This is a genomic window from Erwinia plantamica, assembly GCF_043420595.1.
GTDB lineage: Bacteria > Pseudomonadota > Gammaproteobacteria > Enterobacterales > Enterobacteriaceae > Erwinia > Erwinia aeris.
The window spans coordinates 198,468-222,896 of the sequence record NZ_JBGCUC010000003.1 but is presented as its reverse complement, the minus strand read 5'-3'; the positions used below and the strand labels follow the sequence as shown (position 1 = coordinate 222,896).

Sequence of the window (24,429 nt, the reverse complement as noted above, 5' to 3'; positions counted from 1 at the left end):
CCGACAGCCTTATCTGATATGCTCTGAATAACGTCACAGAAAAAAAGGAGCCGGGATGATGCCTCAATCCCAACATTCACCTGAAGCGCTGCGCGCGATAGTGATGGGCGTTTTAACCACGTTTGAACATCCAACGCTACAGCGCAACCTCACCGCGCTGAAGGCGCTGCACCATTGCGCAATGCTGGACAACACCCTGCATATTGAACTGCTGATGCCTTTCGCCTGGCACAGCGGCTTTGAAGCCTTAAAGGAGAGCGCCAGCGCGGAGCTGCTGCGCCTGACTAATGCCACCGCCATCAGCTGGAAGCTGAGCCTGGATATCGCCACGCTGAAAAGGGTGAAGAACCAGCCAGGCGTAAAGGGCGTGAAAAATATTATTGCCGTCAGCTCCGGCAAGGGCGGCGTCGGCAAATCCAGCACGGCGGTCAACCTGGCGCTGGCGCTGATGGCCGAAGGCGCAAAAGTCGGCCTGCTGGATGCGGATATCTATGGCCCGTCGATCCCCGATATGCTCGGCACGCAAAACGAACGGCCAACCTCGCCGGACGGCACGCATATGGCGCCGATTATGGCGCACGGGCTGGCGACCAACTCTATCGGCTATCTGGTGACCGATGACAACGCGATGGTGTGGCGCGGGCCGATGGCCAGCAAGGCGCTGATGCAGCTGCTGAACGAAACGCTGTGGCCGGATCTGGACTACCTGATCCTGGATATGCCGCCGGGCACGGGCGATATCCAGCTGACGCTGGCGCAAAACGTGCCGGTGACCGGCGCGCTGGTGGTGACCACGCCGCAGGATATCGCGCTGATCGACGCCCGTAAGGGGATTGTGATGTTTGAAAAGGTCAGCGTGCCGGTGCTGGGCATCGTCGAGAACATGAGCGTGCACGTGTGCAGCAACTGCGGTCATCACGAGCCGATTTTCGGCAGCGGCGGCGCGCTGGCGCTGGCGGAACAGTATCACACGCGCCTGCTGAGCCAGCTGCCGCTGCACATCACGCTGCGCGAGGATCTGGACGACGGAATGCCGACGGTGGTGCGCCGTCCCGACAGCGAATTTACCTGGCTGTATCGCCAGCTGGCAGGCCAGGTCGCCGCACAGCTCTACTGGGATGGCGAAGTGATCCCGGACGATATCGCTTTCCGCGTAGTCTGACGGCAACTCGGCTTTGCTGCTGCAAAACGACAGGGCGCCGCCAGGCTTTTAAGTTTGTCAGTAACCCGGCGGGCGCATCATGCGCCCGTTTTCTTTTACAGCACGTAGTGCAGCAGCAGATATTCTCCCTGTTCGCCTTCACCGCTGCTGATAACCTGCCAGCCGTGACCCTGATAAAAAGCCAGCGCCCGGTCGTTTGCCTTAAGGCACTTTAGCGCGCCGGTCGACGTGAAGCCGGCCTGCACCGCCTCCAGCAGCTCGCTGCCAATACCCTGACCCTGACACGCCGGGTCGACAAATAAACTGTGCAAAAAATTATCGGCGGGCAGCAGCGCGGCAAAGCCCGAGCGGTGGCCGTCGTGCTCGGCGACCAGGATGCGTTCGCCCAGCGTTACGCGGTCGAAATCCTCCAGCTGCCAGTCGCTGCCGTCAAGCCAGTGCCAGTTCGCCTTGCGGGCGGCCAGAAACAGCGTGCGCAGAAAAGGGCGGTCGGCTTCGGTAAAGGCGCGTACCGTCATCCGTTTTCTCCCCAGACGGGCTTTACGTGTCTTTCGCCCTCAATGCCCGTGCCGCGATAGTCATAGTCGATTTTGCCCGCTTCAAAAAGCTGATCCAGCAGGCGGAAATTGTCCGGGGGCGTAACGTTACAGCGGCTATTCAGCACGGTATCCTGAATGGTAAAGGCACGATCGCCGCGCGCTATCTGTTGCAGATAGTGCAGCATTTGCAGCGCCGCGACGCTGATGCCGTATTGTTCATTAAGCGGTCTTGTCATCTTACTTCTCGTCAGGACAGGAATGGCGTTCAGATTAGCGAATGGGCGGACTTTATCAAAAGCCGCTACGGGATCGGAGAGTATGACGCAAAAATTCCCGGCGGCAAAAGAGGCCGCCGGAAAATAATCAGAAATTCACCGTCACGCCGCCAGCCAGCAGCCAGTCGTTGGCGCCTTCCTGTTGCAGCCTGCGCTGATGGTTGAGGCGGGTGGAGAAGGTCACATTGTCGGTAACGGCCAGCCTGGCCTCCGCTTGCACAGCCAGCGCATCGCCGCCGTTGCCGGTACGGAAGGCGTCACGGTTGTGGCCATCGCTAATGGTTACTTTGCCCTGGCCTGCCGGAAGATGAAGCCAGTGCATGTCCATGCCCAGATGCAGGGTGCCAGGGACTATCGGCAGCGTGTAATCCCAGGCCAGGCCGCCAATCCATGCCGTCCGCCGCTGCTGCTGCTGGCGCTGGCAGCAGTGTAAACCCTGGCGCTATCTGCGTTAGCAAGCCGTTCCGCGCTTGCGTAAAACAGCGCGTTTCCCTATGCTGGCAAGCACTACGACTCGGGGTGCCCTTCCTTGTGAAGGCTGAGAAATACCCGTTGAACCTGAACTGGATAATGCCAGCGGAGGGAAGTCAGATGCTTTATCGCATCGCCTTCTTGATCGCCGGTTGGGAGCGCTATGATCCAACCTACTCACTATACGGCCAGCCCGGCCGCGTCTCTTGCTCTGTTCCGCCAGCGGTCGCCGCTGGTTCACTGCCTGACCAATGATGTGGTACAAAGCCTGACGGCTAACGTGCTGCTGGCGCTGGACGCGTCGCCCGCGATGGTGACTGAACCTGTGGAAGCGGCACAGTTCAGCGCCATTGCCGATGCCGTGCTGATCAACGTCGGCACGCTGACCGCTGCACGTAGCGAAGCGATGCTGGCCGCGGTGCAGGGAGCGACGGCGGCAGGCCGACCGTGGACGCTGGATCCGGTTGCCGTCGGCGCGCTGACTTTTCGCAGCGATTTTTGCCAGCGGCTGCTGGCATTCCGTCCTGCCGCCATTCGCGGCAACGCCTCTGAAATTATGGCGCTGGCCCGACAGGCGGTTTCCGGTCGCGGCGTCGACAGCCAGCATCATCCTTCCGCCGCGCTGGAGGCCGCTATTCAGCTGGCGCAGTCCAGCGGCGCGGTGGTTGCCGTGACGGGCGAAACGGATTACGTCACCGATGGACGGCGGCTGCTGGCGGTATCGGGCGGCTCTCCGCTGATGACGCGCGTGGTCGGCACGGGCTGCGCGCTCTCCGCCGTGGTGGCCGCATTTTGCGCACTGCCGGGCGACAGGCTGCTGCATATCGCTGCCGCCTGTCGGGTAATGAGCCAGGCGGGCGAGCAGGCGGCGGCGGCGGCCAACGGGCCGGGCACCTTTGAACCGCTGTTTCTCGATGCGCTCTACCGTCTGTACAAGGAGGCGGTATGAGAGTCAACGCATTGACCATCGCCGGTACGGATCCCAGCGGCGGAGCCGGGATCCAGGCCGATCTGAAAACGTTCTCCGCGCTTGAAGCCTACGGTACCAGCGTGATCACCGCGCTGGTGGCGCAGAACACCTGCGGCGTGCAGGCCGTCTATCCCGTGGAGGCCGATTTTGTTTCGGCCCAGCTAGCCTCGGTATTAAGCGACGTGCGCATCGACAGCGTCAAAATCGGTATGTTGCAGGACAGCGATATTGTGGAGGCGGTAGCAGAAGGGCTGGCAAAGGCGGCGATCCCCTGGCGGGTGTTGGATACGGTGATGCTGGCGAAAAGCGGCGATCCGCTGCTTTCCGGGCGGGCCGTGGCGACGCTGCGGGAAAAACTGCTGCCGCAGGTTTCCATTATCACGCCGAATCTGCCGGAAGCCGCTGCGCTGCTGGAGTGCTCACCGGCCCGCAACGAACAGGAGATGCTGCAACAGGGCAGGGCGCTGCTGGCGCTGGGCTGTCAGGCGGTGCTGATGAAAGGCGGCCACCTGAGCGACAACGAAAGCCCGGACTGGCTGCTGACCCCGGAAGGAGAAGAGCGCTTTACCGCGCCGCGCGTGCCGACTAAAAATACGCACGGCACCGGCTGCACGCTTTCTTCCGCGCTGGCCGCGCTGCGCCCGCGTCATACCAGCTGGCCGGGTACGGTAAGCGCAGCGAAACAGTGGCTGCAGGGCGCATTGCAGCACGCAGATACGCTGGAAGTGGGTAAAGGCATTGGCCCGGTGCATCATTTCTACCGCTGGTGGTAGCGCGCTGGAACGCTATCAGCGGGCAAACTGCTGACGGGCCGGGAGAGGATGATTAGTAGTGCATCGACGAGCGAAAACGTTACGGCTGAACCGGCGCGTGTAGCGGTAGTGATGAGACGCGCGGGTGGAAGGACGCTGACGGCCGGAACCGCTCGCCAGCCCGGCAGGATTACTCCTGTTCAAACCACGCGCCGTTTTGCTCTGCAATCGGCGTGATGGAAAAAATCATCTCCTGCAAATGATGCCGCAGCGCCCGTTCGGCGGCGTCGGCGTCTTTCGCCAGCAGCGCCTGCAGGATCTCTTCATGCTGATTGATCAGGCTTTCCGGCGGCGAAACCTTACTGAGGGTCAGGAAGCGCACGCGATCCATCGTCGCCTTGATATTTTCTACCGTTTCCCATGCCAGCTCACAGTTGATGCTCTGCGCGATAAGGCGGTGGAACTCATCATCCAGCAGCAAAAACGCCTGGCTGTCGTTGCGCTCCGCAGACAGCTTTTGCAGGCGCAAATTATGCTCCAGCCGGGCCAGCGCTTCCGGGGTCGCTTCCGTCGCCGCTCGCCGTATTACCGCCGTTTCCACCGCTTCACGAATAAAACGGCCGTCGGCTACCCGCCGTGCGGAAATCTTGCGCACAAAGGTGCCGCGCTGTGGCAGAATTTGCACCAGATCGGCCTCGGCCAGCTTAATAAAGGCTTCCCGCACCGGCTGGCGCGAGACGCTGAAACGGGCAGAAACCTCTTTTTCAGACAGTAAGGCGCCCGGTGAAATCACGCAGGTCACAATATCCTGGCGTAAAAAGCGATAGATTTGCTGATTGACTGGTTCGCTGGCGGTAATGATATAGGCAGTAGACATGCGGCAATTTTCATTTCATTAGTGCGTCGCGAAGCCTGACGCTGGAAACAGCCAGTCTAATCAGCCTGCTGCGCCAGCGCCAGTTCTTTTGCCATTAAGCGGCGGTCAGCCGATAACCTGCCTGACCGTTTCTTTCGCGCCCAACTTCAGTAACAGCGCGTAGTAATGGCCGACTTTTTCGCGGAACAGCGAATTATCGGGCAGATCCTCGCCAAAAACAGCCCGCAGCGAGAGCAGAGCGGCGACGCGCTCATCGCCTTCCTGACTGTCGTTTACCCGCTGCGCCAGCTCCGCACGCAGCGGATCGTTAATGACGATTGGCTTGCCCTGCTCATCCACGCCGCCAACAAAGCGTATCCAGCCTGCCACGCCCAGCGCCAGCAGCGTAAAATCGCTGCCGTTAGCCAGATGCCAGCGAATGCTGTCCAGCCAGCGCTGCGGCAGCTTTTGCGTGCCGTCGGTAGCGATCTGATAAGTGCGGTGCTTAATCGCCCGGTTGCGATAACGCGCGATCAGCGAATCCGCATAGGCTGTCAGATCCACATTTTTAGTGCTCAGCGTGGGCGCCTGCTCATCCAGCATCAGGCTGCGGGCGGCCTTGAGGTAGTAAGGATCGTCCATACAGTCGCTGATATGCTCATAGCCAGCCAGATAGCCGAGGTAGGCCAGCAGCGAGTGGCTGCCGTTAAGCATCCGCAGCTTCATCTCTTCAAACGGCAGCACGTCGGCCACCAGTTCCGCGCCCGCTTTTTCCCATGCCGGGCGACCATTCACAAAATTATCTTCGATGACCCACTGGAAAAAAGGCTCGCACTCCACGCCCACCGGATCGGCGCAGCCCAGCTTGCGGCTCAGTTCATCAAAGGCTTCCGGCGTCATGGCGGGCACGATGCGGTCCACCATAGTGGAAGGGAAGGTAAGGTGTTTACGGATATAGTCGGCCAGCGCCGGCTCCTGCTGCTGCGCCAGCTGCGTGATGACGTTGCGCGTTACCCGACCGTTTTCCGGCATATTGTCGCAGGACATCACGCTGAAGGGCGGCAGGCCGAGCGCGCGCCGACGTCTGATGGCCGCCAGCACGATCCCCGGAAAAGAAACAGGCTGCTCAGGATGAGCCAGGTCATGCACAATGGACGGATGCGTCAGGTTTAGCTCGCCGCTGGCAGGCTGGTAGCAGTAGCCTTTTTCCGTGATGGTGGCGGAGACAATCGCCACGTCCGGCTGGCAGAGCGCGGTAATAACGCGCTCGACGCCGTCTTCGCGCGCAAAGAGCGCTTCTTTGACCACGCCAACCACGCGGGTGCGCAGCTCGTCGGCGGTTTTTTCCGTTACGCTGTAGAGACAATCCTGCCCGCGCAGCGCTTTAATCAGATCGCCGCTGTTAAGCTGGCATTCGCAATAGCCCCAGTCGCTTTGCTGCTCGGCGGCCAGCCTGTCGGTACACACGGCCTGATGAGCGCGATGGAAAGCGCCGAAGCCAAAATGCACGATACGCGTACGCAGCGCGCTACGATCGTAACGCGGGAGGAGGGTGCCTTCAGGTAACACATCGACAAGTAACATGATAAATCCTTATCAAATAAAAGGCGCCGCAATGCGCCAGTCAGACGGAAACTCGCGCCGCCGCGTTTTTCGGGCTTTTGATCACCAGCAGTACCAGCACCGCGCCCACGGCGGCAATCACGCCGGCCAGCACGAAAGCGCTGTCGAACTTGCCGGTGTGGTGCACGATATAGCCGGTAACGACAGGGCCGATAATGCCGGAAAGGCTGCCGATCAGGTGGATAAAGCCGCTGATGCTGCCGACGCGGCTTTTATGCACCACATCCTGAATAATCGCCCAGTAGATAGCCCCGGTGATATAGAGGAAAAAGATAGAGACCGACATCAGGATAACGGCCGGATAAACCCCTTTTACCGAGCCGGCGAAAGCGACGCAGATAGCGGCGGCCAGCAGCGACACCACCAGCACAATTTTTCTGGAGAGCAGGAGCTTACCGGTGACCTTAAAGATTTTGTCGGAGATTAAGCCGCCCAGCGCCAGCCCGACGAACCCCACCACCCAGGGGATCACCGTAGTCATACTCATCGATTTGATATCAAGGTTATGCGCCTGCACCAGATAGGCCGGGAACCAGCTCAGGAAGAAAAACAGAATATAGTTGTAGCAGAAGAAGGCAAAGGCGGTCACCAGGATAATCGGCTGGCGCAGATAGTAGCCCAGGCCGTGGGACGCCTGCGCCAGCTCTTCGTCCGGCGTGGTTTGCTCCGCTTTCAGACTGGCAATCAGCTCACGCTCGCGCGCGCTGACAAGGCGGCTTTTTAACGGGTTATCCGCGGCGATAAAGAACCACGCCACCATCCAGACGATACCAATAGAGCAAATAATCATAAACGCCGGCCGCCAGCCGAAGGCCAGCGCCAGATAGCCGATAATCGGGCCGGCTACCGCGCCGCCCAGCGGCGAACCGGCGCTGAGAAAGCCCATCGCGGTCGCGGCCTGTTTTTTAGGAAACCAGCCGTTGATCGCCTTATTCGCCGAGGCGCAGATCGGCCCTTCGGCCATGCCAAACAGCACCCGCAGGATCAGCATCGACCAGAAGCCGGTAGCCAGCGCGGTAAAGCCGCAGAACAGCGACCACAGGCCGACGGCAATCCCCAGCACCAGCGTCGGGCCATATTTATCGGTGGCCAGGCCGCCAACAAAGTTGAAAATCGCATAGCCAAAGAAAAAGCTGCCGAAAATCAAACCGAACTGTTCGGCGTTCAGCAACAGATCTTTTTCAATCATCGGCACGGTCAGAGAGAGCGCCACACGATCGAGATAGTTGATCATGTAGACCAGAAACAGCAGGAGTACGATAGTCCAGCGGAGATGCTTGAACATATAAAATCCTTATTTCTTATGGTTTTAAGTGATTCTCTTGACGACTCAGGGAGCCTGGTAACGGGAGGCTGGCCCTCCCTTACCGACTACCGCCCTGACCGTTAAGCCCGGCGTTCGTTAACTGACTTTAAGGACAACTTTGCAGCAGCTGCGCGGATCTTTTTCAAACAGCGTCATCGCTGCCTCCACCTCGCTCAGCGGCAGATAATGCGTGACCAGCTTTTCTGGCTGGATCAGGCGTTTTTCCATCCACTCGATCACCTGAGGGAAACGGTGGCTATTCAGCCTTGAGGTAAACAGGGAAAGCTCTTTGCTGGTCAGGCTTTGCTGCGTCACGGTGCACGGCTCGCCGGAAAAACCCAGCAGCCCAATACGCGCCGCTGGCGAAGCCAGCGCGACGGCTTCGGCCAGAATGGCGGGATGGCAGGCGGCATCGATAATCAGCGTTGGCTTAACCCCTTCCAGCTGGGCAGCCAGCGGGATCTCGCTGTTATCCAGCACGGTATCCGCGCCGTTTTCTTGCGCCATCGTCAGCCTTTCCGGCAGCCTGTCCGCCACAATGACGTTACGCACGTTGAATACGCCTTTCAGCGCCTGGATAGCGGTTAAGCCCATCGGGCCGGCCCCGAAGATCAGCGCAACATCGTCCGGCACGGGCTTCAGGAAAGCACAGATATTGGCGGCGATGGTAAAAGGCTCGATCAGGCTGGCGAGCTTATCGGGGATCGATGGCGGCACCACGTAAGCGTTGCGCGCCGGTACGACGGCATAGTCGCTAAAACCGCCGTCGCGGTGGACGCCGATCACCTGTAGCTCGCTACAGACGTTGGGACGGCCAACGGAGCAGGGATAGCAGTGGCCGCAGCTGACCACCGGATCGACCGCTACGCGCTCGCCAACGCGCGATGCCTCTACGCCCGGGCCTGCTGCCTCGATCACGCCAAAAAACTCGTGGCCGATCACGCGCGGATAGCGGGCGAAAGGATTGTGGCCGTGCCAGATATGCACGTCGGAACCGCAGATGCTGGCATAGGCTATTTTTATCCGTACTTCGCCAGCGGCTGGCTCCGGTAAGGCGCGCTCCTCAATTACCAGCTCGCCGGGTTTAGCAATAACGACGCTTTTCATTTTATTTTCCTCACCAGTTCCATAAAGTGCCGTCTTCAAGGCGGGCTACCGGCAGGTAGGCAGGCTCATAGGGGTATTTCGCCGCCAGCTTCTCGTCAAACTCAATGCCCAGGCCCGGTTTATCGCCCGGATGCATATAGCCGTCTTCAAAAGTCCAGCTGTGCTGGAACACTTCCATCATCTGTTCGGAATAGCCCATATATTCCTGCACGCCGAAGTTCGGTACCCAAAGGTCAAAATGCAGCGCGGCCGCCATGCAGATTGGCGACAGATCGGACGGGCCGTGCGAACCGGTACGTACCTGATAAAGCGAAGCGAAATCGGCGATGCGGCGCATACCGGTAATGCCGCCCGCATGGGTGATGGTGGTACGGATATAGTCGATCAGCTGCTCTTCTATCAGCTGCTTGCAGTCCCAGATGCTGTTGAAGACTTCGCCTACCGCAATCGGCGTAACGGTGTGCTGGCGGATCAGGCGGAAACATTCCTGATTTTCGGCAGGCGTCGGATCCTCCATCCAGAACAGACGGTAATCTTCCACGCTTTTACCAAAGCGGGCGGCCTCAATCGGCGTCAGGCGGTGGTGCATATCATGCAGCAGATGCTCATTAAAACCGAACCTGTCGCGAATGGCGGCAAACAGTTTAGGGGTAAAATCGAGGTATTTTTCCGTAGACCAGAGCTGCTCTTCCGGCCAGTCGCCTTTGGTGGCCGGCTCGTAGGCCAGGCCCTTGCCTTTGGCCATCCCGTAGGTGGTTTTCATGCCCGGCACGCCGCACTGCGCGCGGATAGCCTTAAAGCCCATCTCTTTATGCTTTGCGTAGTCGTCCATGACTTCATCAATGCTGTGGCCGGTGGTGTGACAGTAAACCATCACGCCTTCGCGCGAGGCGCCGCCCAGCAGCTGGTAGACCGGCATATTGGCCGCTTTGCCTTTGATGTCCCACAGTGCCTGATCGACAGCCGAAATGGCGGACATGGTCACCGGGCCGCGACGCCAGTAGGCGCCTTTATAGAAATATTGCCAGATGTCCTCGATCTGATGCGCGTTGCGACCGATCAGCTGCGGGCAAACGTGATCTTTCAGATAGGAGGCCACCGGCAGCTCGCGGCCGTTCAGCGTGGCGTCGCCGATGCCGGTCAGCCCCTGATCCGTGGTGATCTTAACCGTAACGAAGTTCCTGCCGGGGCAGGTAACAAAGACTTCCGCTTTTACAATTTTCATTCTTGTCGTCCTGGTGAAGAGAATGAGGAGAAAATACGTTCTGGCGTACTACCATACAAGTTGCAGGCGACGAAACTCCGATAGCGATCACACTTGTGAAAGCATTGTTATGAGCAGAGAGGCATTTTTGCTGGCGGAAGCCGATGCCGGATCCACCGGAAGCGCGCTTTTCAGCATCCAGACGGAAACGGCGCCGCTATGCGGCAGGAGATAAGATCGGTAACGGCGGAAGAGGGCGCGTGCCGGTTCGCCCTGAACGCTAAGGCTGGCGGTCAGCGTCGGTTTGCCCTGAACGCTAAGGCTGGCGGTCAGCGCCGGTCGCCCTGAACGTTAAGGCTGCCGGTCAGCGCCGGTCGCCCTGAACGTTCAGGCTGGCGGCCTGCGTGGGACAAGGCTAAAAGCCTGCCTTCGCCTTTATGCATCGCTGTCCAAAACCGGGGCGCAATGGCCCCGGTCGGTCAGGCCAGAAGCTCGCAGGAAGGCGGCAGGCGGCAGGCCAGCGCGGCGGGCAAAATCTCAATACGGAAAGTGGTGCCGCGCAGCGGTTCGCCATCAAGATTAAAGGCCATCTCGTTTGGCGAGGTAATTTCCAGCCACGGCAGCGAAGCGCGAATGATGTTTGGATTTTCATCATCGCCGCCGGTCAGCGAGTTAAACAGCGTCGGCAAAATTTCTTTTGAGGTGACAATGGTCAGCTCCAGCCGGCCGTCGTTGATCAGCGCGGTCGGACAGAGCCGCTGGCCGCCGCCCGCCTGGCGTCCGTTGCCGATACCGATCACCAGCGCGTCGCCCTGCCAGCTAAAGTCCGGGCCGCGCAGTTCGCAGCTGTCCGCCTTAAGCGTATCCATGCGCAACAGGCCGTGGATCAGATAAGAGACGCCGCCCAGCGCTGATTTGAGCTTCTCCGGCGTTTCGGTGGTAATACGCGTGCCGAAGCCGCCGGTCGCCATATTGATAAAGTAGCGATCCTGATTGACCCGCGCCAGATCGACGGAGGTGGCCTTGCCGACGATAGCCAGCCGCAGCGCGTGCTCCATCTCTTCAGGTATGCCCGCACTGGTGGCAAAATCGTTGGCGGTGCCGAGGGGAATAATCCCCAATACCGGACGTAGCGGCGCATCCACGCCCGCCAGCGCGGTAGCGATTTCGTTAATCGTGCCGTCGCCGCCGCCCGCAACCACGGTCGCCGCGTGCAGATCTACCGCCTCTTTGACGAAGCGTTCGCCATCGCCGTGTTCCCAGGTAACGCGGACTTCAATCTGCAGTCCTTCCTCGCGCAGCGACAGAATAGCTTCGCGCAGTTCCTCATTACCTGCACCTTTACCATTAAGGATTACCAGCGTAAGCGATTGTTGGTCCATCTTCTTTTCCTGTCAAAATGGCCTTAGCCAGACGAGCTTCTGTTATAGCACATCCGACCATCGGTGGAAAAAACCGTGGGCTAAAAGAAAGGCCCGCTCGGCGAGCCGGGCGGGCCAGGAGGTGGTTTTAAAAACCGCTATTTAGAATTTTTCATTCGAGGCCCGTGCATCATAACCGGAAACGGCGCGCCGGAATGTGATGGCATTCTAAAAGTCACGTCAGGAAACTTTTAGCACCCTGAACGTTATGCCGATTCAGGAAAATTGCGCATCAGCAGCGCGAAAGCGAGGTCGATCGCTTCCGGCACCGGGATCCAGACAAAGTGGCCGTTGCCCGGCGCGACGCTGGTCGGTTGGCCTTTTTGATTTTCCATCTGCTCCAGGCGGAAATTGACGTTGCCTGCCGGCGTCATCAGCTCCAGGCTGTCGCCCAGGCTGAACTTGTTTTTTACTTCGACCAGCGCCATGTCGCCACGGCGTTCGCCGGTAAACTCGCCGACAAACTGCTGGCGCTCGGAAGCGGAGAAGCTGCGGTCGTAAGTCTGGTAGCTGTCATGCGTGTGGCGGCGTAAAAAGCCTTCCGTATAGCCGCGATGGGCCAGGCCTTCCAGCGTTTCCAGCAGGGAGGCATCAAAGGGTTTGCCTGCGGCGGCGTCATCGATGGCGCGACGATAAACCTGCGCGGTGCGGGCGCAGTAATAATGCGATTTGGTACGGCCTTCAATTTTCAGCGAGTGCACGCCCATCTTCGTCAGCTGCTCCACGTGCGCCACCGCGCGCAGATCTTTGGAGTTCATAATATAGGTGCCGTGCTCATCCTCAAAGGCGGTCATATACTCGCCGGGACGCATGGCTTCCTCAATCATAAAGACTTTGTCGGTTGGCTGGCCCACGCCCAGCGTCGGCTCGACGTTTTTTACCGGAATGGGCTGATACTGGTGCACGATATTGCCGATTTCATCCTCTTTGCCTTCCTGCACCTTATATTCCCAGCGGCAGGCGTTGGTGCAGGTGCCCTGATTCGGGTCGCGCTTGTTGATATAGCCGGAAAGCAGGCAGCGGCCGGAATAGGCCATGCAGAGCGCGCCGTGCACGAAAATTTCCAGTTCCATTTCCGGCACGCGCTCGCGGATTTCGGCGATCTCCTCCAGCGAAAGCTCGCGCGAGAGGATAACGCGCGTCAGCCCCATCTGCTGCCAGAACCTGACCGTGGCCCAGTTGACCGCGTTGGCCTGCACGGAAAGGTGAACGTCCATCTCCGGGAAGGCATCGCGCACCATCATAATTAAACCGGGATCGGACATAATCAGCGCGTCCGGCCCCATCGCCACGACGGGCGTCAGATCGCGGATAAAGGTTTTCAGCTTGGCGTTATGCGGCGCGATATTCACCACGACGTAGAATCGCTTTCCCTGCGCGTGCGCTTCACTGATGCCGATAGCCAGATTTTCGTGGTTGAACTCATTGTTGCGCACGCGCAGGCTGTAGCGAGGCTGACCGGCATAGACGGCGTCCGCGCCATAGGCAAAGGCGTAGCGCATGTTTTTCAGCGAGCCGGCGGGAGAAAGCAGTTCTGGTTTAAACATAGAGGTCTCAATCCTGGCATAAGGCCGTATGACGGCCTTACAAAATGTGCGGGGATTGTAAAAGCTGGCGGCAGGAATGTAAATTGCGCTAGATCAAGCGGCACACGTCCGCTTCCCAGCGGTAGCCCATGCCGTAGACCGCGCGGATAAAGGGCTGATCGGCATCCAGCGCCTCCAGCTTGCGGCGCAGATTCTTGATATGGCTGTCGATGGTGCGGTCGGTCACCACGCGATAGTCGTCATACAGATGGTTCAGCAGCATCTCGCGCGAAAAGACTTTGCCTGGCTCATGCGCCAGCGTTTTCAGCAGGCGAAACTCGGCGGGCGTCAGCTCCAGCGGCGTGCTGTTCCAGCTGGCCTGAAAACGCGCTTCATCCACCACCAGCAGCGACGCTTTTTGCGCCTCTTCCGGCGTACGCTTGCAGCGCTTGAGGATAGTTTTCACCCGCGCGACCACTTCACGCGGGCTGAAAGGCTTGCAGATATAGTCGTCGGCGCCAATCTCCAGCCCCAGCAGCCGGTCGATCTCTTCCGTTCTGGCGGTAACCATAATCACCGGCAGCTCAGAGAAACGGCGCAGCTCGCGGCACAGCGTCAGGCCATCCACGCCCGGCAGCATTAAATCCAGCAGCATCAGATCCGGCGGCGTCTGCTTAACCCATTCCAGCACCTCGTCGCCGCGCAGCAGATGATGCGTGCGGTAATTGGCGGCCTGCAAATAATCGACCAGCAGCTGGCCGAGCTTGGGTTCATCCTCAACCACCAGGATCAGTGGGCTAAGCGGTTCCTGATTCATGACACTCTTCTTTGCAAGCAGGCGCATTACGCCCGGGTTAGTCTTGCGGGTAAGTGTACCGTAATTTTAAGGCCACCGGCAGCAGAGTGATCCGCTTTGATCGCGCCCTCGTGCGCCTCCACGATATTCTGACAGATGGCCAGCCCCAGGCCGGAACCGCCGCTGGCGCGGTTGCGCGAGCTTTCCGCCCGGTAGAAACGCTCAAAAATCTGCTCGCGCTGCTCGTCGGTAATGCCCGGCGCGCTGTCCTCAAAATCGATAATTTGCTGGCCCTGTTCCGCGCGCAGCGTCACCACCAGGCCGCCGCCCGCATCGGTATAGCGCAGGCTGTTTTCCATCAGGTTGGTGAACAGCTGCATCAGGCGATCCGGATCGCCAAACAGCGGTGCGGAATCGGGCAGGCGAAGCTGCAAAGTCAGATGTCGGCTTTGGTAGCGTCCCGCAAAATTTGCGGCGACCATTTCCAGCAGCGGCACCAGATCGATATCGCTGCGGCGATAGGCCAGCGCGCCTTCGTCAGAGAGTGAAAGCTGATGCACGTCCTCCACCAGCTTGGTCAGCGTCGCGACTTCACCCTGTAGGGAGACAATCGACTCCGGCGTCAGCTTGCGCACGCCGTCCTGAATGGCCTCCAGCTCGCCGCGCAGGATCGCCAGCGGCGTGCGCAGCTCGTGCGAAATATCCGCCATAAAAGCGCGCCGCATACTTTCGTTTTTCTCCAGCGTGCTGGCCAGTCGGTTAAAATCCTGGCCCAGGCGGCCCAGCTCATCGCGGCTGTCGGCCTTGACGCGCGTGGCGAAATCCCCGGCGGCCAGGTGATGCGTGCCCTCGACCAGCCTTTTCACCGGCGCGAGCAGGCCGCGCGACATCAGCCAGGTCACCAGCGCCGCCAGCAGCATGGTCAGGCCGACAATCATCCAGCTGGTGCGCTTCTGCTGCTGATCGAAGTTAATATCCGCGCTGCGGGTCAGCCTTTCCGGCGGCGAGCCGATCACCCAGCCCACGATATGGCCGCTGCTGGTGGTAATGCTGCGGCGGGTGCCTTCCGGCGGCACCGGCCCGCGCGGCCCCATCATCACGCGATATTGCTGATCGATGATCCAGAACTGCGTACGCCAGCCGTGCGGCGGCAGCTGATTATTCGCCTCCGGGTTCTGCTCCAGCGAATGCAGGATCTGAAACACCAGCTTGTTGTTATGGCGCAGAAAGTCCCAGTTGCCGTGCTGCTCATACTGATCGGCCAGCGCGTCGCTCAGCAGCCCCAGCCGCTGCTCGTTGCCTTTTTTGATATAGTCGATAAAGCCGTGCTCAAAGCTGAGGCGCACGCCCCAGTGCATGGTGATCAGCACCAGCATACAGGTGGAAAAAATAGCGATAAACAGCTTGGCGGTGATGCCGATACGTAATTTTGCAAACATTCAGGGCTTTCTCCGACGGCTCAGCACCACGTTTTTGGTGACGTCTGGCGGCACGTGGCGAAACACCAGCGCGGGCAGAACAATCACCGCCGCCATACAGATCCAGGTTGAAATAAAGGCCTGCTGCATCAGCTCAGGCTGCGACTGTTGAGCAGCAAAGGTGCCGAGCAGCAGCCCGGCCAGCGTGACGCCCACGCTCATCGACAGCTGCATCACCATCGACAGCAGGCTGTTGCCGCTGCTGGCCAGCTCGTCCGGCAAATCCTTCAGCGTCAGCGTGTTCATGGCCGAAAAACGAATGGCGTTAACCATGCCCTGCAGGAACAGCACCAGCGGCAGCAGCGTCTCCCAGCCAAGCAGCGCCGTCACCGGGAACAGCAGCACCACCAGCGCCAGGGCGACGGTAGCGCCGACCAGCACGTTACGGTAGCCGAAACGGTTAACGATCTGCACCACAATGCGCTTCATGCCCATATTGCCCAGCACCATCGGGATCATCATCAGCCCCGCGTGAAAAGGCGTATAGCCCATGCCGACCTGCAGGAAGATCGGCGTCATAAAAGGCAGCATGCCGCTGCCGATCCGCCCGGTAAGGCTGCCCAACAGGCCGACAGAATAAATACGGTTGTCGAACAGCTTCAGGCTGAACAGCGCCTGGTCGTTGGCGCGGGCATAGAGCAGATAGGACAGCAGGGCCAGGACGCCCGTCAGGATAAACAAACAGAGCAGCAGCGGAGAAAAAACGGCGCCGCGCGAGCCGTCCAGCGCCAGCGTCAGCGTCCCCATGCCTGCGGCCAGCAGCAGAAAACCGCGAAAGTCAAAGCGGCGGCGCGGCAGGCGCAGATCGGGCAGCAGCAGCAGCGTTGCCGCCGCGCCCGCCAGGCCGACCGGCAGGTTCAGCAGGAAAATCCAGTGCCAGCTGGCGTACTGCACCAGCGCGCCACCCAGAACCGGCCCCAGCAGCGGCCCGATCTGGCCCGGCAGCGTCACAAAGGTCATCGCGGCCATATACTGCGCGCGCGGCACCAGCTTCATCACCGTCAGCCTGCCGACCGGCACCATCATCGCGCCGCCTAATCCTTGCAGCACGCGCGAGGCGATTAGCTGGTCAAGCGTGGAGGAGAGCGCGCAGAACAGCGAACCAACGCTGAACAGCACGATGGCGCTGAAGAAGATATTGCGCACGCCGAAGCGATCGGCCAGCCAGCCGCTGACCGGCAGCATCACCGCGACGGTCAGCACGTAGGAAACCACCACCGAATGCATCTGCAGCGGATCCTGGTGCAGGCTGTGCGCCATCGCGGGCAGCGCGGTGTTGACGATAGTGGTGTCCAGCGACTGCATAAAGAAGCCGAACGCCACAATCCACAGCTGCCAGCGCACGCCGGCCGGAAGCGTCTCCATCAGCCGGTCGCGCCTGCGCGCCTGCGCGCGGCCGGTTTTCTGCGCAGCTTATCCATATAGAGATAAACCACCGGCGTGGTGTAGAGCGTCAGCAGCTGGCTCATCACCAGGCCGCCGACGATGGTGATCCCCAGCGGCTGGCGCAGCTCCGCGCCGTCGCCCGTGGTCAGCACCAGCGGCAGCGCGCCCAACAGCGCCGCCAGCGTGGTCATCATAATAGGGCGGAAGCGCAGCAGGCTGGCCTGGAAGATTGCCTCGCGCGCGCTCAGATTACCGTTGCGCTGCGCATCCAGCGCGAAGTCGACCATCATGATAGCGTTCTTTTTCACGATGCCGATCAGCAGCAGAATGCCGATCAGCGCAATCAGGCTGAAGGGCGCGCCAAACAGCTCCAGCGCCAGCAGCGCGCCCACGCCCGCAGAGGGCAGGGTGGAGAGGATAGTCAGCGGATGCACATAGCTCTCGTAAAGAATGCCCAGCACGATATAAACGGTGGCGATGGCGGCCAGGATCAGCCACAGCTGGCTGCTTTGCGTCTCCTGAAAGATCTGCGCCGTGCCGGCAAAGCTGCCGCGCACGCTGGACGGTACGCCCAGCGCGGTCATGCTGCGCTCGATAGCCTCGGACGCCTGAGAAAGCGAGACGCCTTCCGGCAGGTTAAACGACACCGTCGAAGCGGCGGAAAGCCCCTCATGGTTCACCGACAGCGGCGCGTTGGCGGGCTGCCACTTCGCAAAGCCGGAAAGCGGAATCGCCTTGCCGTCGTTGTTGATCACGTACATCAGATCCAGCGAGCTGACGTCCTGGGTATAGCGCGGGTCGACCTCCATCACCACCTTATACTGATTCAGCGGCTGGTAAATGGTGGAGATCTGCCGCTGGCCGAAGGCGTTATTCAGCAGGCTGTTGGCGTCGGCGACGTTGATGCCCAGCTGCGCCATGCGGGTGCGATCGTAAACCAGCGCCATCTCGGCGCCTTTGTCCTGCTGATCGGAGTTAACGTCCGCCAGCTCGGGCAGCTTAGAAAACGCCTGACGAATTTTCGGCTCCCAGCTGCGCAAATCGTCCAGATCGTCCGACAGCAGCGTGTACTGATAGCCCGCGTTCGACTCGCGCCCGCCCACTCTTAAATCCTGTACCGCCATTAAAAACAGGCTCGCGCCCGGTTCTTTCGCCAGCTTGCCGCGCAGCCGGGCGATCACCGCCTGGGCGCTGTCGCTGCGTTCGCTGAGCGGTTTAAGCGAAATAAACATTGAGCCGCTGTTGGTGCGCGAGCCGCCGGTAAAGCCGACCACGCTTTCCACCGCCGGATCGTCACGGACGATTTTCATAAAATCTTCCAGCTTGCCGCGCATCGACTGGAAAGAGATGCTCTGATCCGCCTGGATAAAGCCCATCAGCCGCCCGGTATCCTGCTCTGGCATAAAGGTTTTCGGCACCACGACGTACAGGTACATGGTCAGGCCGATGGTGGCGATAAACACCAGCAGCGTCCAGCGCGAATGGTTCAGCACCCAGTTCAGCGAGCGGCCGTAGCCCTGCTGAATGCCCGTCAGCACGCGGCCGAAACCGCGCAGGCGCGGCTGCTCGCGGCGGGGATGCGCTTTCAGCAGGCGGCCGCACATCATCGGCGTCAGCGTCACCGAGATCAGCAGCGAAATGATAATGGAGACGGAGAGCGTCACGGCGAACTCGCGGAAAAAGCGGCCAATCAGCCCGCCGAGCATCAGCAACGGCAGGAACACCGCCACCAGCGACAGGCTCATCGACAGCACGGTAAAGCCGACCTCGCGCGTTCCCTGCAGCGCGGCCTGAATCGGCTTCATGCCCGCCTCCACGTGGCGGGAAATATTTTCCAGCACCACGATGGCGTCATCCACCACAAACCCCGTCGCCACCGTCAGCGCCATCAGCGACAGGTTGTTGAGGCTGAAGCCGCAGAGATACATGGCGGCAAAGGTGCCGATCAGCGATACCGGCACGGCAACGGCAGGGATCAGCGTGGCGCGGCCCGAACGCAAGAAGGCGAACACCACCAGGATTACCAGCCCGACGGAAATAACCAGCGACTGTTCCACTTCGGCCAGCGACGCGCGGATAGTTGGTGAGCGATCCTGCGCGACATCCAGCTGAATGGAGGCGGGAATGCTGTTGCGCAGCTCCGGCACCGCCGCGCGAATACGATCGACGGTATCGATAATATTGGCTTCGGGCAGCTTGCGGATCAGCAGCAAAATCGCCGGTTTAGCGTTGGCCATCCCGGCGTTGCGCACGTCCTGCACCGAGTCGGTGACGTTGGCGACATCCTGGAGCCGCACCGCCGCGCCGTTGCTGTAGTGCACGATCAGCGGCTGATACTCCGCCGCCGTTTTCAGCTCGTCGTTGGTTTTGATCTGCCAGCGTTGATGGCTGTCTTCAATCGCGCCCTGCGGCCTGCGCTGGTTGGCGTTGCTGATAGCCGTGCGCACCGCGTCCAGCGACACGCCCTGGTTAAACAGCGCCTGCGGATTCAGATCCACGCGCACCGCTGGCAGCGAGCTGCCGCCTACGGAGACGTCGCCCACGCCCTCGATCTGCGCCAGCTTCTGCGCCAGCTGGGTAGAGGCGTAGTCGTACAGATCGCCCTGCGACCAGGCATCCGACGTCAGCGTCATAATCATAATCGGCGCGTCGGAAGGGTTGATTTTGCGCCAGGTCGGCCGGCTCGGCATCCCCGTCGGCAGCAGGCTTTGCGCCGCGTTGATCGCGCCCTGCACGTCGCGCGCCGCGCCGTTGATATCGCGATCGTAATCAAAAACCAGAATGATGCGCGTGCTGCCCAGCGAGCTGGTGGAGGTCATCTCGCTGACGCCCGCGATGCGGCCCAGCGACCGCTCCAGCGGCGTGGCCACTGACGAAGCCATCGTCTCCGGCGATGCGCCGGGCAGCGAAGCGGAGATTAAAATCACCGGGAAATCGACCTGCGGCAGCGGCGCGACCGGCAGCAGGCGAAAGCTCAGCGCGCCCGCCAGCGCGATGGCGATGGTCAGCAGAATAGTGGCGACCGGACGGTGAATAAACAGCGCAAAAAATTTCACTGCGCCTCCTTCGACGGCAGACGACGACGGGCGGCCTGCGCCAGGCGATCGAACAGCAGATAGATGACCGGCGTGGTGAACAGCGTCAGCACCTGGCTGACGATCAGGCCGCCCACCATCGCCACGCCCAGCGGATGCCGCAGCTCGGCGCCGACGCCGGTGCTCAGCATCAGCGGCAGCGCGCCCAGCAGCGCCGCCAGCGTGGTCATCAGGATCGGCCGGAAGCGCAGCAGGCAGGCCTGATAGATCGCGTCATAAGGCGTCATGCCCTGTTCGCGCTCCGCCGCCAGCGCGAAGTCAATCATCATAATGGCGTTTTTCTTCACGATGCCGATCAGCAGAATGATGCCGATAATGGCGATCACATCCAGCTCGTTGCCGCTGAGCATCAGCGCCAGCAGCGCGCCGACGCCCGCCGTCGGCAGCGTGGAAAGAATGGTGATCGGATGGATAAAACTTTCATACAGCACGCCCAGCACGATATACATCGCCACCACGGCGGCCACGATCAGCCAGACGGTGCTGGAGAGCGCCGCCTGAAACGCCAGCGTGCTGCCCTGGAACTTCGTGACGATCTCGGCGGGCATTGCCATCGTCTGTTCAGCCTGAGTAATGGCGTTCACCGCCTCCTCCAGCGAATAGCCGTCGCGGACGTTAAACGAGAAGGTGGTGGAAGGGAACTGATCCAGATGATTGATGCTTAACGCGCCGTGACGCTGCTCCACGCTGGCAATAGCGCTGAGCGGCACGCTGCCGCCGTCGGTGCTGGTCAGGCGAATCGATTCCAGCGCGGCCAGGCCCGGCGTGGCGGAAATATCGTTTTCCAACACCACGCGATACTGGCTGGCCTGGGTATAGATAGTGGAGATCAGCCGCTGACCAAAGGCGTTATAGAGCGCGTTGTCGACGTCCGCCATGCTGATGCCAAGACGGCTGGCGTTATCGCGATCCACCTTGATATAGGCTTCCAGCCCGCGATCCTGCCAGTCGCTGCTGACATCCTTTAGCTGTGGCAGCTGGTTCAGCGCCTCGGTGAGCTTCGGCACCCACAGGCTCAGCGAATCCAGCGAGCCGGTTTGCAGCGTAAACTGATACTGCGTGCGGCTGAGCTGGGTATCGATGGTGAGATCCTGCACCGGCTGAAGATAAAGATTAATGCCGGGCAGGGCGGCGACCGCCTGCTGTAAACGGGCAATCACCGCCGGAATGCGATCCTCACGCTCGTCCAGCGGCTTAAGGTTGATTTGCAGCCGTCCGCTGTTCAGCGCCGGATTGGTGCCGTCCACGCCGACAAACGAGGTCAGGCTCTGTACCGCCGGATCTTTCATAATAATCGACGCGACCTGCTGCTGGCGCTGCGCCATGCTGGCCCAGGAAACCGACTGCGGCGCCTGCACCGTGCCCTGAATAATGCCGTTATCCTGCAAGGGGAAAAAGCCTTTCGGGATAGCTATCCACAGCAGCACGGTGATGGCCAGCGTGCCGAGCGCCACGCCAAGCGTCAGCCACTGGTGATCCAGCACGCGCTTGAGAAAGCGGCCATAGGCGGCAATGACGCGATCGAACATCGCCTCGCTGGCGCGCGAAAAGCGGTTCTGCTTGCGCAAGGATTCCACGCTGAGCATCCGCGCGCACATCATCGGCGTCAGCGTCAGCGACACCACGGCGGAAATCAGGATTGATACCGCCAGCGTAACGGCAAACTCGCGGAACAGCCTGCCGACGATATCGCCCATAAACAGCAGCGGGATCAGCACCGCAATCAGCGAGAAGGTCAGTGAGATAATGGTAAAGCCGATCTCGCCCGCGCCCTTCAGCGCCGCGTCCAGCGGCTTTTCGCCTTTTTCGATATAGCGGGAGATATTTTCAATTACCACGATAGCGTCATCGACCACAAAGCCGGTGGCGATGGTCAACGCCATCAGCGTCAGGTTATTGACGGAGAAGCCGAGGAAGTAGATCACGGCAAAGGTGCCGACCAGCGACAGCGGCACCGCGACCGCCGGAATAATCGTTGCCGGCACGTTGCGCAGAAACAGATAGATGATCATCACCACCAGCGCGATTGCCAGCATCAGCTCGAACTGCACGTCGTTGACCGAGGCGCGAATATTGGTGGTGCGGTCGGTCAGCACTTTGACCTCGACCGACTTCGGCAGGGAGGCGGTCAGCGCGGGCAGCATCTGGCGAATGCTGTCGGCGGTGGTGATAATGTTTGCGCCCGGCTGCCGCTGAATATTAAGCACGATAGCCTGCTGGCGGTTAGCCCAGGCGCCCAGCCAGCTGTTTTCCGCTCCCTGTTCCACGGTAGCGACGTCGCGCAGGCGCACCGGCGCACCGTTCTGCCAGCTGATAATCAGCTGCCGATAATCTTCCGCCGACTTCATCTGATCGTTGGCGGAAAGCGTAATCGAGCGCTCCGGGCCGTCCAGACTGCCTTTAGCCGAATTGACGTTGGCGCTGCTGATGGCGGTGCGCACCGTTTCGCTGGTTAAGCCCAGCGAGGCCAGCGCCTGCGCGTTAAGCTTCACCCGCACCGCTGGCCGCTGGCCGCCCGCGAGCGTCACCAGCCCCACGCCGGAAACCTGCGAAATCTTCTGCGCCACGCGCGTCTCCACCATATCCTGCACCTGGGTCATCGGCATACTGGTGGTGGTTACGGCCAGCGTCATGATCGGCGGATCGGCGGGGTTCACCTTGCTGTAAACCGGCGGGTTTGGCAGATCGGACGGCAGCAGATTGGTCGCGGCGTTGATGGCGGCCTGCACCTCCTGCTCGGCCACGTCCAGCGGCAGCGTTAGCTGAAACTGTAGCGTCACGACCGACGCGCCGCCGGAACTCTGCGAAGCCATCTGCTTTAAGCCCGACATCTGGCCGAACTGGCGCTCCAGCGGCGCGGTAACGGCCGAGGTCATCACGTCCGGGCTGGCGCCGGGGTAGAGCGTCACCACCTGAATGGTGGGATAGTCGACCTCCGGCAGCGCCGAAACGGGCAGCGAGCGGTAGCCCAGAATACCGGCCAGCAGGATAGCGACCATCAGCAGCGTGGTTGCCACCGGACGCATAATAAACTGGCGGGAAGGGCCGCCGCCGGGGTTGGAAGGCATCACCTGCATTACTGGCGCGCTCCCTTAGCGGGCGGCGTGCCGGTGCCCGGCAGCGGCGTAGCCTGCGGCGCGACCACTTCTACCGTGGCGCCTTCCGTCAGGCGATCGATACCGTCGGTCACCACTTTTTCGCCTTCATCCAGTCCGGCGTCTACAATGGCTTTTTCGCTGTCCTGCACGCTGACGGTGATAGTCTTTTTACTGACCTTGCCGTCGCTGTTAACCACCCAGACAAAATGCCCCTCATTGCCCATTTGCAGCGCCGCTACCGGGATAACAATGGCGTCGTGCAGCGTGTTGACCTGCAAACGCGCGTTGACAAACTGATTAGGAAACAGGCGGTCGTCCTGATTAGTGAACTGCGCTTTGACTTTAATCGTACCGGTCGTGACGTCGATCTGATTATCCATGCTCAGCAGCGAACCGGTCGCCAGCAGCGTTTTGTTGCTGCGGTCCCAGGCTTCTACCGGCACCGGCTGCCCGGCTTTTTGCGCGTTCAGCAGGGTTTCGATCTGGTTTTCAGGCAGGCTGAACACCAGCTCGACAGGATGCGTTTGGGTGATCACCACGATGCCGTTGGTATCGCCGCTGCTGATATAGTTGCCAATATCCACCTGACGCAGCCCGACGCGGCCGGAAATGGGCGAGGTGATGCGGCTGTAGGTCAGGTTCAGCTGCGCGCTGGCAACGCTGCCCTCGTCCGCTTTGATCGTGCCCAGGGTTTCACTGACCAGCGCGCGCTGCGTATCCAGCTCCTGCTGCGAAACCAGGTTGGTTTTCACCAGCTTCTCCAGCCGCGCCAGATCGCGACGCGCGTTGGCAAGCGTCGCCTGATCTCTTGCCAGCTGGCCCTGCGCCTGCGTCAGCGCGACCTGGAAGGGGCGAGGATCGATTTCCGCCAGCAGCTGGCCCGCTTTAACTTCCTGGCCTTCGGTAAAGTGAAGCGCCATCAGATCGCCATCGACGCGGCTGCGCAGCGTAACGGTATTGGCGGCGGCCACGGTGCCCAGCCCGGTCAGGTATTGCGGCACGCTCTGACGCGCGGCGGCGGCGGCCTGCACCGGCGCCAACGGGCCGCCTGCGGCTTTACGACCGCCGCCGGAAGCGTGCGGGCGTTCGGTGGTTTTTTGCGGCTCGCCGTGGCTGTGCCACCAGTAAAGTCCGCCCGCTGCGATAGCCGCGAGCACCACAAGTATGATTTTAAAACGGCGCCGGGTGTTCATCCTGTTATCAGCTCTCCAAAGGCAAAAGTTAGCGTCGGTAAAGCAATCTCGCCGGTCGAAAAGCCTGGCTGTTTTTCGGGGCCGGCCGAGACTGAAGACGCTTAATATTTCAATTTTAACGGATTTATCGATTATAAAAATGAAGGAATTAAGAATAACCGTTCAGCAAGT

Annotated in this window: 20 protein-coding genes and 1 riboswitch; of the genes, 3 read left to right on the top strand and 17 right to left on the bottom strand. The window is 60.5% G+C overall.

Going from position 1 to position 24,429, the window contains the following annotated elements; genetic code table 11:
• Positions 1–55: 55 nt before the first annotated feature.
• Complete coding sequence (gene apbC / locus AB3U87_RS04425) at positions 56–1,162, top strand: iron-sulfur cluster carrier protein ApbC (protein ID WP_253459992.1); 1,107 nt, start codon at positions 56–58, stop codon at positions 1,160–1,162.
• 95 nt (positions 1,163–1,257) lie between these two features.
• Here apbC and AB3U87_RS04420 read toward each other — a convergent pair whose 3' ends face one another.
• The 3 genes from AB3U87_RS04420 to AB3U87_RS04410 all read right to left on the bottom strand — a co-directional run bounded on the left by AB3U87_RS04420 (position 1,258) and on the right by AB3U87_RS04410 (position 2,298).
• Entirely contained in the window at positions 1,258–1,680 is a 423-nt protein-coding gene (locus tag AB3U87_RS04420; RefSeq protein ID WP_394148510.1) for a GNAT family N-acetyltransferase, read from the bottom strand.
• Positions 1,677–1,937, bottom strand: a complete 261-nt coding sequence (locus AB3U87_RS04415; protein ID WP_253459998.1) for a hypothetical protein — start codon at positions 1,935–1,937, stop codon at positions 1,677–1,679. Before AB3U87_RS04415 ends, AB3U87_RS04420 begins: the two co-directional genes overlap by 4 nt.
• Positions 1,938–2,064: 127 nt before the next feature.
• Positions 2,065–2,298: a hypothetical protein gene (locus AB3U87_RS04410; protein ID WP_394148508.1), complete on the bottom strand. Its 234-nt coding sequence runs from the start codon at positions 2,296–2,298 to the stop codon at positions 2,065–2,067.
• Positions 2,299–2,481: 183 nt separating this feature from the next.
• Positions 2,482–2,578: riboswitch (TPP riboswitch) on the top strand.
• Positions 2,579–2,610: 32 nt separating this feature from the next.
• On the opposite strand from AB3U87_RS04410, the gene thiM reads away from it, so the two are divergent.
• Together thiM and thiD are read left to right on the top strand one after the other, a co-directional pair.
• Positions 2,611–3,396, top strand: coding sequence for a hydroxyethylthiazole kinase (gene thiM, locus AB3U87_RS04405; protein ID WP_301251127.1), 786 nt, complete (start codon positions 2,611–2,613; stop codon positions 3,394–3,396).
• The gene (thiD, locus tag AB3U87_RS04400) at positions 3,393–4,190 is read left to right on the top strand and encodes a bifunctional hydroxymethylpyrimidine kinase/phosphomethylpyrimidine kinase (protein WP_394148505.1); all 798 of its coding nucleotides are present in this window, start codon (positions 3,393–3,395) and stop codon (positions 4,188–4,190) included. The genes thiM and thiD overlap by 4 nt, the downstream gene beginning before the upstream one ends.
• A 15-nt stretch (positions 4,191–4,205) precedes the next feature.
• Here the strand turns inward: thiD and AB3U87_RS04395 are convergent, their stop codons facing one another.
• From AB3U87_RS04395 to AB3U87_RS04330, 14 genes are all read right to left on the bottom strand, one after another.
• Positions 4,206–4,373, bottom strand: a complete 168-nt coding sequence (locus AB3U87_RS04395; RefSeq protein WP_369895615.1) for a hypothetical protein — start codon at positions 4,371–4,373, stop codon at positions 4,206–4,208.
• Positions 4,360–5,046, bottom strand: a complete 687-nt coding sequence (locus AB3U87_RS04390) for a GntR family transcriptional regulator (protein WP_253460007.1) — start codon at positions 5,044–5,046, stop codon at positions 4,360–4,362. Before AB3U87_RS04390 ends, AB3U87_RS04395 begins: the two co-directional genes overlap by 14 nt.
• 105 nt (positions 5,047–5,151) lie before the next feature.
• Positions 5,152–6,609, bottom strand: coding sequence for a mannitol dehydrogenase family protein (locus AB3U87_RS04385; protein ID WP_253460009.1), 1,458 nt, complete (start codon positions 6,607–6,609; stop codon positions 5,152–5,154).
• 40 nt (positions 6,610–6,649) lie between these two features.
• Positions 6,650–7,933 carry an MFS transporter gene (locus AB3U87_RS04380; RefSeq protein ID WP_253460011.1) on the bottom strand — a complete coding sequence of 428 codons (1,284 nt, stop codon included), beginning with the start codon at positions 7,931–7,933 and terminating at the stop codon, positions 6,650–6,652.
• Between the two features lie 117 nt (positions 7,934–8,050).
• Entirely contained in the window at positions 8,051–9,061 is a 1,011-nt protein-coding gene (locus tag AB3U87_RS04375) for a Zn-dependent oxidoreductase (RefSeq protein WP_369895616.1), read from the bottom strand.
• Between the two features lie 10 nt (positions 9,062–9,071).
• The gene (manD, locus tag AB3U87_RS04370; protein ID WP_301251126.1) at positions 9,072–10,286 is read right to left on the bottom strand and encodes a D-mannonate dehydratase ManD; all 1,215 of its coding nucleotides are present in this window, start codon (positions 10,284–10,286) and stop codon (positions 9,072–9,074) included.
• A 458-nt stretch (positions 10,287–10,744) separates the two neighbouring features.
• Positions 10,745–11,647, bottom strand: coding sequence for a lipid kinase YegS (gene yegS, locus AB3U87_RS04365; RefSeq protein WP_301251123.1), 903 nt, complete (start codon positions 11,645–11,647; stop codon positions 10,745–10,747).
• A 245-nt stretch (positions 11,648–11,892) separates the two neighbouring features.
• Positions 11,893–13,233, bottom strand: coding sequence for a prephenate-dependent tRNA uridine(34) hydroxylase TrhP (gene trhP / locus AB3U87_RS04360; RefSeq protein WP_253460020.1), 1,341 nt, complete (start codon positions 13,231–13,233; stop codon positions 11,893–11,895).
• 88 nt (positions 13,234–13,321) lie between these two features.
• The gene (baeR, locus tag AB3U87_RS04355) at positions 13,322–14,029 is read right to left on the bottom strand and encodes an envelope stress response regulator BaeR (RefSeq protein ID WP_301251121.1); all 708 of its coding nucleotides are present in this window, start codon (positions 14,027–14,029) and stop codon (positions 13,322–13,324) included.
• A 26-nt stretch (positions 14,030–14,055) separates the two neighbouring features.
• Positions 14,056–15,447, bottom strand: a complete 1,392-nt coding sequence (gene baeS / locus AB3U87_RS04350; RefSeq protein ID WP_253460024.1) for an envelope stress sensor histidine kinase BaeS — start codon at positions 15,445–15,447, stop codon at positions 14,056–14,058.
• Entirely contained in the window at positions 15,448–16,851 is a 1,404-nt protein-coding gene (gene mdtD / locus AB3U87_RS04345; protein WP_394148500.1) for a multidrug transporter subunit MdtD, read from the bottom strand.
• A complete protein-coding gene (mdtC, locus tag AB3U87_RS04340) occupies positions 16,851–19,928 on the bottom strand; it encodes a multidrug efflux RND transporter permease subunit MdtC (protein WP_253460028.1) in 3,078 nt (1,025 codons plus the stop codon). Before mdtC ends, mdtD begins: the two co-directional genes overlap by 1 nt.
• Entirely contained in the window at positions 19,925–23,044 is a 3,120-nt protein-coding gene (locus tag AB3U87_RS04335; protein WP_253460031.1) for an MdtB/MuxB family multidrug efflux RND transporter permease subunit, read from the bottom strand. The genes mdtC and AB3U87_RS04335 overlap by 4 nt, the downstream gene beginning before the upstream one ends.
• The gene (locus AB3U87_RS04330; RefSeq protein ID WP_394148497.1) at positions 23,044–24,258 is read right to left on the bottom strand and encodes an MdtA/MuxA family multidrug efflux RND transporter periplasmic adaptor subunit; all 1,215 of its coding nucleotides are present in this window, start codon (positions 24,256–24,258) and stop codon (positions 23,044–23,046) included. Before AB3U87_RS04330 ends, AB3U87_RS04335 begins: the two co-directional genes overlap by 1 nt.
• Positions 24,259–24,429 lie beyond the last annotated feature (171 nt).